The following is a 6,961-nucleotide window of genomic DNA, read 5'->3' as shown; positions in this document are numbered from 1 at the left end:
GAGGAAATCTTCTTCCTTTTTCTCTGTTCTTTTACTTTTCATGCAAAAAACCTGCTCTGGCTTGATTGTCACAGCAGGTTTTTCTACAAGCTGAGGCAGGTATCCCAGTGGGATACCTGCCTTTTTGCTTTTATGCTGTTTTTATCGCTGTTTATTGTTTTTTGCGGGTCATCTTCCAGATCAGTGCGGCAACGGCAGCGGCCTCAATGCCCGCCCGGCCTGCTTCATAGGCGGCCTCCAGCGCGTTCCAGTCCTCACCGATGTAATTCTGCCGGTCGTATCCGGCGAAGCTCTGGCTCAGCTGTTCCATTGCAGAATCGCTTTTCCAGGCGGCGTAAAGGTTCACCACGCCGCCATCCTCAACGGTCAGGTTGCGCACGGTCTGGCCATTTTGATACTCCACCGGACCGTCGGGGCGGGTGCTCCAGCCGGTAAAAGTGTAGCCGGTGCGGGTGAACCGGGCCGCGGGCAGCTGGAACTGCTGGCCGTATTCACTGTTCAGCGAATCCATGCTGCCTGCACCGCCGTTGGCAGAAAAACGCACGGTATAGCGGTTGGGCACCCGGCGGGCATAAACGGTCTGGCCATTGCCGGGGATATATTCTTCCCGGATGGGCTGGGTGAACTGGCTGTCGTAGAACCATTCCGACCGCTCGGAGCCCACAATGGGATCCTACTCCAGAAAATCCTCGGCATCCACTTTAAGGCCGGGCACGTTGGGCAGAATCAGGGTGCGCAGGTCGTTGTTGCGGCCCACAAAGCCGCTGTCCTCCAGCTTGGGGTTATGGCTCATGTCCAGCGTAGTGAGCCGATTGTGTTCGATGTGCAGAAAGCGCAGCTCGCTCAGCATGCTCACATCGATCTCGGTGAGTTTGTTGTCAAAGGTCTCGATAAACACCAGCTTGGTGTTGTGGCTCAGATCCAGGCTGGTGAGCAGATTGCTCCGGGAATACAGCTGGATCAGCTCCGGATTGCCGGAAAGATCGATCCGGGTGATCTTGTTCCTCTCGAAGTTCAGATCGATCAGGCTGGGGCAGCCGGTCACGTCCAGCGTGGTGAGCTGGTTTTCCCCCACATACAGCCCTTTCAGCAAGGGCAGGCGCAAAGTCAGGCTGGTCAGCCAATTGGCCTTGGCGTTCAGGTTCTTTAACTGCCGGTTTGCGTTCACATCCAGCTGTGTGAGCTGGTTGCCCCGGCAGTTCAGGCTTTCCAGATTGGTGAAATACTCGATGCCCTTCAGGCTGGTAATCCCCTGATTGCTCACATCCATGGAAGTCACCGCCTGCAGCTCATCCTCGGTGAGCGTGCCGTCCTGCCCGGCGCCGTTCAGGTTGGCCGGGTTCAGAATCCAGGCACGGAACGCAGCGTCGGGGAAATTCTGCCCGTTGACTGCCCCCCCTGCGCCGCACTTCCAGTTTCGGCCGCAGCGGGCTCCTCCGGCTGCGGAGCGGCTTGGAGCAGGGCTGCTTCCACAGGCTCGTCCACTTCTGTTTTCTTAACCTATCAGTATGAAAGGAATTAAACCGTCAAAACCACAAAAAAGCAGGCCTTCCCCCGTATGGTTCGGAGGAAAGCCCTACTTTTCTGCCGGTATTTTCCGATTTCGGGTCAGCTCAGCTGCTGATTGAACACGGTGATCAGGCGGCTCCAGGTGGCGGTGCCCACCTTACCGTCTGCCGTCAGGCCCTGCTGGCCCTGGAAGGCCACCACCGACTTTTTGGTGCCTGAACCGAACTTGCCATCCACGGTCAGCTGGGGAACCCCGGAAACCCCGTTCAGATAGCTTTGCAGAAAGCGCACCCAGTCGCCGCTGCTGCCCTGCTGCATCACATAGCCCGCATACCGGGTAACCACCTTGGGCGGGTTACCGGCCCGCACGGCCTCATACACCTTTGCAAGAGCTGCAAAGGTATTCTTGCCCAGCAGCGCATCGGCAGTGAGGCCGAACTGGGGCTGGAACCGGCGCAGCGCCGCCGAGGTGCCGCCACCGAACACTCCATCCGTCGAGATGGTCTGGATGCCGGTGTACACCTTGCTCAGAGCCGCCAGCTTCTGCTGCATGCTCTTCACCACCGCGCCCTTCGCACCGGGGGCCGTCACAATACCCGGGTAGATTTCGCCCGGGCCGTAGATGCCGGCGTACTGGGTGTACAGGGCGTTCCAGGTGCTCTGGCCGGTCATGCCGTCCACGGTCAGGCCCGCCATGGTCTGGAACTGCTTCACCGCCTGAACCGTGGCCCCGCCGTACTGGCCGTCCACCGTGACGCTCTGGATCTGCGGCCATTGCTTGCGAATGCCGTTGAGCCAGGTTTGTACCTGGGCCGAGTCCGGCCCCTTGCTTCCATTTTGCAGCACCGTTCCGAAGTACGGGGGCACCGCTGTGATTGTTGCCATATCTGCATCCCTCCTTGCGCCATTGTATGCGCAAAGCTTCCGGGATGTTCCACTCAATTTCCGTGCACCCACTCCTCCAGCCGCTCCACTGCCTCCAGCGCGGCGAAGCGCACCTCATAGCTCCGGCTGTTTTCCAGAAGCTCCTGCTGATCCTGCTGCGGATATTCGGCGGGCTGGGCAGCGCTCAGGCAAAGGGCCGGATACAGCACGCAGAACCAGTTGCGGCCCGCATGCTCGCCCAGCTCCACCCGCAGCGCGTCGTACCGGCCGGCGGGCAGGGTGAATTCTTCATAGGCGGTGGTGGGGAAATACATATTGGTCACATAGACCCGCACCGCCTGATCGCTGCCCTGCTCCCGCACCACCTGTTCGGCCGCCTGCTGGAAATCCGCCAGATGGGCCTGAGCCGTTTTCAGTGCGGTGCGCTGATCCGGCAGATCCGCAAAGAGGGTCCGGGCCGTTTCCAGCACCGCATCCCGCACCAGCAGCTTCAGGGCCTGATCCGCATCGCTGTTGGAATTTGCCTGCACATGCAGGCGAAGGGTATCCTGTCGCAGCGAAGCGCAACTTGCCGAAAAGGGGCCCAGCCAGCCGCTCACCGCCACCGCCAGCACCAGCCCGGCGGCCAGCGCCCCATGGGCCAGCCAATTCGCCCGATTCTTATTAAGTACACGCAAAAACATAAAACGCACGTCCTTTCCCTGGCAACTTCTGCCAATAGCATGGACGTGCGTTTTGCTTTTTATTCCTGCGGCCGGGATTTTTGTTCCGGCGCTTTTCCACCTCTGTTCCGGGTGTGGCCGGGGCGGCGGCTGTGCACCACCCGGGCGCCCCAGCGATCCGGCTGGGCCAGATAGACCTGGCTGTACTGCCCGCGCAGGACGGCGGCCGCCTTCTTTGCAGCCTGCTCGTCGTCAAACACGCCGAACACCGCCGCGCCGCTGCCGGTCATCAGGCTGGCCAGCGCGCCGTTGTCATCCAGCAGCCGTTTGATGGCCGGGGTCTCCTTTGCACCGCTGCACTCCTCCAACGCGTTGCCGCTGGCCGCGCACAGGGCGTTCAGATCTCCTGCCTTCACCGCTGCTTCGGCGGCAGCGGTATCCGGGTGGACGCTGCTGCCCACCTCATCGTACCGGGCAAAGGCCTCGGGGGTGCTCACACCCACACTGGGCATCACCACCACGAACCAGCAGTCCGGGCAGGGAGGCAGAGGCTTCAAAATATCGCCGATGCCCTGCACCCGGCAGGTGCCGCCCAGAATGGCAAAGGGCACGTCCGCACCGATGGTGGCGCCGATGGCACACAGCTCGGTGATGGACAGCTTTGCCCCGTACAGCTCATTCATGCCCACCAGCACGGCGGCGGCGTCGGCGCTGCCGCCCGCCATGCCCGCCCGCACCGGGGTGGCCTTGTGGATCTCGATCTCCACCCCGGCCAGCAGGCCGGTGTAGTGGAAGAAGGCCAGCGCCGCCTTGTAGGCGGTATTTTTCTCGTTGGCCGGGATGCGGCTGCCGGGCAGGCGCAGGATCAGATCCCGGCTTTTTCGCAGCACCACCCGCTCGTGCAGGGTGATGGTCTGCATGATCATATCCAGCGCATGATAGCCGCCGGGCAAAAGGCCGGTCACGTCCAGCGTCAGGTTCAGCTTGGCCGGGGCCAGCACGGTTACCTGTTTCATGGCTCACACCTCATTACAATTTTTTTAAAAGGAAAGATCGCCGGGTATCGATGGCCTTCACCGGGCACATCTCGTGGCAGCAGAAGCACCGGATGCATCTGGCCGCGTGGATGTGCGCGGTGCCCTGCACCGTGATGGTGTGCTGGGGGCAGATCTCGGCGCACTTGCCGCAGCCGATGCACCGGCTTTTGTTGATCACCGGGCGGGGCGCAAGCAGCCGCTCCACCGCGGGCACCGCCCAGCGCACGGCGCGGGGGGCCTTGTCGGCAAAGTCCACGCTGCCCCAGCTGGAGGGCAGCCGGTAGCCGGGAATGGGGCGGCACAGCTCCCCTTCCCCTTTGGCGCAGGCCGGGTCGAATTGTTCCGGGCACAGACCCCGGCCGATGGCCGCGTTTAAGTAAGGCACGTCCTTCGGGCGGATACCCAGCATCCGGCAGAGGGCAAGGTCCATCTGCAGATGATCCTCCGCCGCTGCCACAATGCCCACCATACGGGGTGTTCCCCCTGCCGGGCCGTCGCCCTCCTGGGCCAGAATGCCGTCCAGAATGGCAAAGCCGGGCTTCACGGTGCAAAGCAGATCCACCAGCATTCCGCCGAAGCGCTCTTTGTCCGGAAAGCGCATGTGCCACTCGGCCTTTTGCAGGCCGGGGATGCAGCCGAACAGATTCTTGGTGGCGGCGGAAAGGCCGGTCATCATGTGGGTTTTCAGCTTGGGCAGGTTGATGATCACATCGCAGTCCAGCACCGGCTCCAGCAGGGTGAACTGCTTTACCACCTGGCCCTTTGCCGGCACCTCCCGGCTTTTGCAGTCGGTATAAAGGGCAACGCCCTCCTCCCGGCACACGTCGGTCAGGCCGCTTACTTTATAGATGCTCCGCAGGATGCCCGGGTTGTAGACCCCGCCGGGGGAATCCGCCACCGTGATGGAAGCAGCACCCCGGCGGCGAACCGCCCGGATCACCGCCCGCACCAGCGCCGGGTGGGTGGTCACCGCCCGTTCCGGCGTGTGCTTGGCCAGCAGGTTGGGCTTAAGCAGCACCCGCTTGCCTCCAAGCGCCTGGGCTGCGGGCAGCTGGCAGAACAGCCGCTCCACCGCCGCGTCCACCGTCTGCTGGTCATAATTTGCCGCTGCGGCAAAATACACGTTTTTATCCATTCACGCCCTCTTCCCGCAGCTGCTGCAAAAAGGATTCGATCCGGTCCAGCGCCTGCTTCAGGTGGCTCACGGAATAGGCGTAACTGATGCGCACAAAGCCCTCGCCGCTGTCGCCAAAGGCGGTGCCGGGCACCACCGCCACCCGCTTGGCATACAGAAGCCGTTCGCAGAATTCGTCGCTGGAAAGGCCGGTGGACTGGATGCTGGGGAACACATAGAAGGCGCCCTTCGGCTCAAAGCAGGAAAGGCCCATCTCATTCAGGCGGCTGACCAGAAAACGGCGGCGCATGTCGTATTCCTGGCGCATGCGCTCGATCTCGTCGTCGCATTCCCGCATGGCCACCACTGCCGCATACTGGCTGGTGGTGGGCGCACACATGATGCAGTTCTGGTGCAGCTTGGTCATCACGGCAATCACCTCGCGCGGGCCGCAGGCAAAGCCCATGCGCCAGCCGGTCATGGCGAAGGCCTTGGAGAAGCCGTTCACCACCACGGTGCGCTCGGCCATGCCAGGCAGGCTGGCAATGCTCACATGGGGATGGTCGCAGTAGTTCAGCTCGGCGTAGATTTCATCCGAGAGAACCATGATGTTGGTATCCCGCAGCACCTCGGCAATGGCCTCCAGATCCTCCCGCTCCATCACCGCGCCGGTGGGGTTGCAGGGGAAGGGCATGATCAGCAGCTTGGTTTTGGGGGTGATGACTGCCTTCAGCTCGGCGGCGGTGAGTCGGAACTCGTTTTCTGCCTTCAGAGGCACCGGCACCGGCACGCCGCCGGTGAGGGTGGTGATGGGCTGATAGCACACAAAGCAGGGCTCGGGGATGATCACCTCGTCGCCCGGGGCCACCAGGCTGCGGATGCACATGTCGATGGCCTCGCTGCCGCCCACCGTGACCAGAATCTGGCCCAGCGGATCGTAGGAAAGGCCGAACCGCCGGTCCATATAGGCGGCGATCTCCTGCCGCAGCTTCTTCATGCCGGCGTTGGCGGTGTAGCTGGTCTTGCCCTTCTGCAGGCTCTTGATGCCCGCATCCCGGATGCGCCAGGGGGTCTTGAAGTCCGGCTCGCCCACGCCCAGGCTGATGCAGTCGTCCATTTCGGCGGCGATGTCGAAAAATTTACGGATGCCCGAGGGCCGCATCTCGGCGGCGGCCGGGGCAATCAAACGGCTGTAATCCATCACAGCGTAGCCCACTCCCTTTCGTCCGGCTCTTCCTCGGCGTACATCACGCCATCCTTTTTATAGGTGCGCAGCACAAAGTGGGTCGCGGTGGAGAGCACGTCGTCCATGGGCGAAAGGCGCTTTGCCACGAAGAGGGCAATCTCCTGGAAGCTGTGGCCCGCAATCACCAGCTGCAGATCATAGCCGCCGCTCATGAGCAGCACGCTCTGCACCTCGTCGAACTGGCTGATGGCCATGGCGATTTCGTCGAAGCCGTGGCTCTTTTTGGGGCGCACCCGCAGCTCGATCACGGCCTGTACCTTGTCGGTGCTCACCTTTTCCCAGTCCACCATGGCCCGGTAGCCCCGGATCACGCCCTTCTTGGCATAGTCGTCCATCCGGGCGGCCACATCCTCGGGGGTGGTGCTCAGCATGGCGGCCAGTTCTTCCACGCTCAGGCGGGCGTTTTCTTCCAACAATTTCAGCAAACGTTCCATACAATGGGTCACTTCTTTCTTTGTTGTTTGGCCCTCTTTGGGGCAGATTCGGCAATTTACCTTATTATAAAAAA

8 protein-coding genes are annotated in these 6,961 nt (G+C 61.9%); all 8 read right to left on the bottom strand.

Translation table 11 applies throughout. The annotated features are described in order from the left end of the window. Nucleotides 1-151: 151 nt before the first annotated feature. The gene (locus EDD77_RS16155) at nucleotides 152-664 is read right to left on the bottom strand and encodes an InlB B-repeat-containing protein (protein WP_058963203.1); all 513 of its coding nucleotides are present in this window, start codon (nucleotides 662-664) and stop codon (nucleotides 152-154) included. 9 nt (nucleotides 665-673) lie between these two features. Next, a complete protein-coding gene (locus tag EDD77_RS16150) occupies nucleotides 674-1,270 on the bottom strand; it encodes a leucine-rich repeat domain-containing protein (RefSeq protein ID WP_058963202.1) in 597 nt (198 codons plus the stop codon). 338 nt (nucleotides 1,271-1,608) lie between these two features. Next, nucleotides 1,609-2,394 carry a peptidoglycan-binding domain-containing protein gene (locus EDD77_RS16145; protein WP_058963201.1) on the bottom strand — a complete coding sequence of 262 codons (786 nt, stop codon included), beginning with the start codon at nucleotides 2,392-2,394 and terminating at the stop codon, nucleotides 1,609-1,611. A 53-nt stretch (nucleotides 2,395-2,447) separates the two neighbouring features. After that, nucleotides 2,448-3,077, bottom strand: a complete 630-nt coding sequence (locus EDD77_RS16140) for a stage II sporulation protein R (RefSeq protein ID WP_058963200.1) — start codon at nucleotides 3,075-3,077, stop codon at nucleotides 2,448-2,450. Nucleotides 3,078-3,136: 59 nt separating this feature from the next. After that, complete coding sequence (ispE, locus tag EDD77_RS16135) at nucleotides 3,137-4,072, bottom strand: 4-(cytidine 5'-diphospho)-2-C-methyl-D-erythritol kinase (protein ID WP_058963199.1); 936 nt, start codon at nucleotides 4,070-4,072, stop codon at nucleotides 3,137-3,139. A 13-nt stretch (nucleotides 4,073-4,085) separates the two neighbouring features. Then, the gene (locus EDD77_RS16130; RefSeq protein ID WP_058963198.1) at nucleotides 4,086-5,228 is read right to left on the bottom strand and encodes a DUF362 domain-containing protein; all 1,143 of its coding nucleotides are present in this window, start codon (nucleotides 5,226-5,228) and stop codon (nucleotides 4,086-4,088) included. Next, nucleotides 5,221-6,408: a pyridoxal phosphate-dependent aminotransferase gene (locus tag EDD77_RS16125; protein ID WP_058963197.1), complete on the bottom strand. Its 1,188-nt coding sequence runs from the start codon at nucleotides 6,406-6,408 to the stop codon at nucleotides 5,221-5,223. Before EDD77_RS16125 ends, EDD77_RS16130 begins: the two co-directional genes overlap by 8 nt. Continuing rightward, nucleotides 6,408-6,887 carry an Lrp/AsnC family transcriptional regulator gene (locus tag EDD77_RS16120; RefSeq protein ID WP_058963196.1) on the bottom strand — a complete coding sequence of 160 codons (480 nt, stop codon included), beginning with the start codon at nucleotides 6,885-6,887 and terminating at the stop codon, nucleotides 6,408-6,410. The genes EDD77_RS16125 and EDD77_RS16120 overlap by 1 nt, the downstream gene beginning before the upstream one ends. Between the last annotated feature and the right edge of the window lie 74 nt (nucleotides 6,888-6,961).

Source organism: Allofournierella massiliensis (assembly GCF_004345265.1).
GTDB lineage: Bacteria > Bacillota > Clostridia > Oscillospirales > Ruminococcaceae > Allofournierella > Allofournierella massiliensis.
This window is presented reverse-complemented; position numbering and strand designations above follow the sequence as displayed.

Excerpts from the sequence above, each read along its gene's own strand:
- ispE (WP_058963199.1), bottom strand. The coding sequence starts at position 4,072 with ATGAAACAGGTAACCGTGCTGGCCCCGGCCAAGCTGAACCTGACGCTG.
- EDD77_RS16145 (WP_058963201.1), bottom strand. The coding sequence starts at position 2,394 with ATGGCAACAATCACAGCGGTGCCCCCGTACTTCGGAACGGTGCTGCAA.
- EDD77_RS16140 (WP_058963200.1), bottom strand. The coding sequence starts at position 3,077 with ATGTTTTTGCGTGTACTTAATAAGAATCGGGCGAATTGGCTGGCCCAT.
- EDD77_RS16130 (WP_058963198.1), bottom strand. The coding sequence starts at position 5,228 with ATGGATAAAAACGTGTATTTTGCCGCAGCGGCAAATTATGACCAGCAG.
- EDD77_RS16125 (WP_058963197.1), bottom strand. The coding sequence starts at position 6,408 with ATGGATTACAGCCGTTTGATTGCCCCGGCCGCCGCCGAGATGCGGCCC.
- EDD77_RS16120 (WP_058963196.1), bottom strand. The coding sequence starts at position 6,887 with ATGGAACGTTTGCTGAAATTGTTGGAAGAAAACGCCCGCCTGAGCGTG.
- EDD77_RS16150 (WP_058963202.1), bottom strand. The coding sequence starts at position 1,270 with ATGGATGTGAGCAATCAGGGGATTACCAGCCTGAAGGGCATCGAGTAT.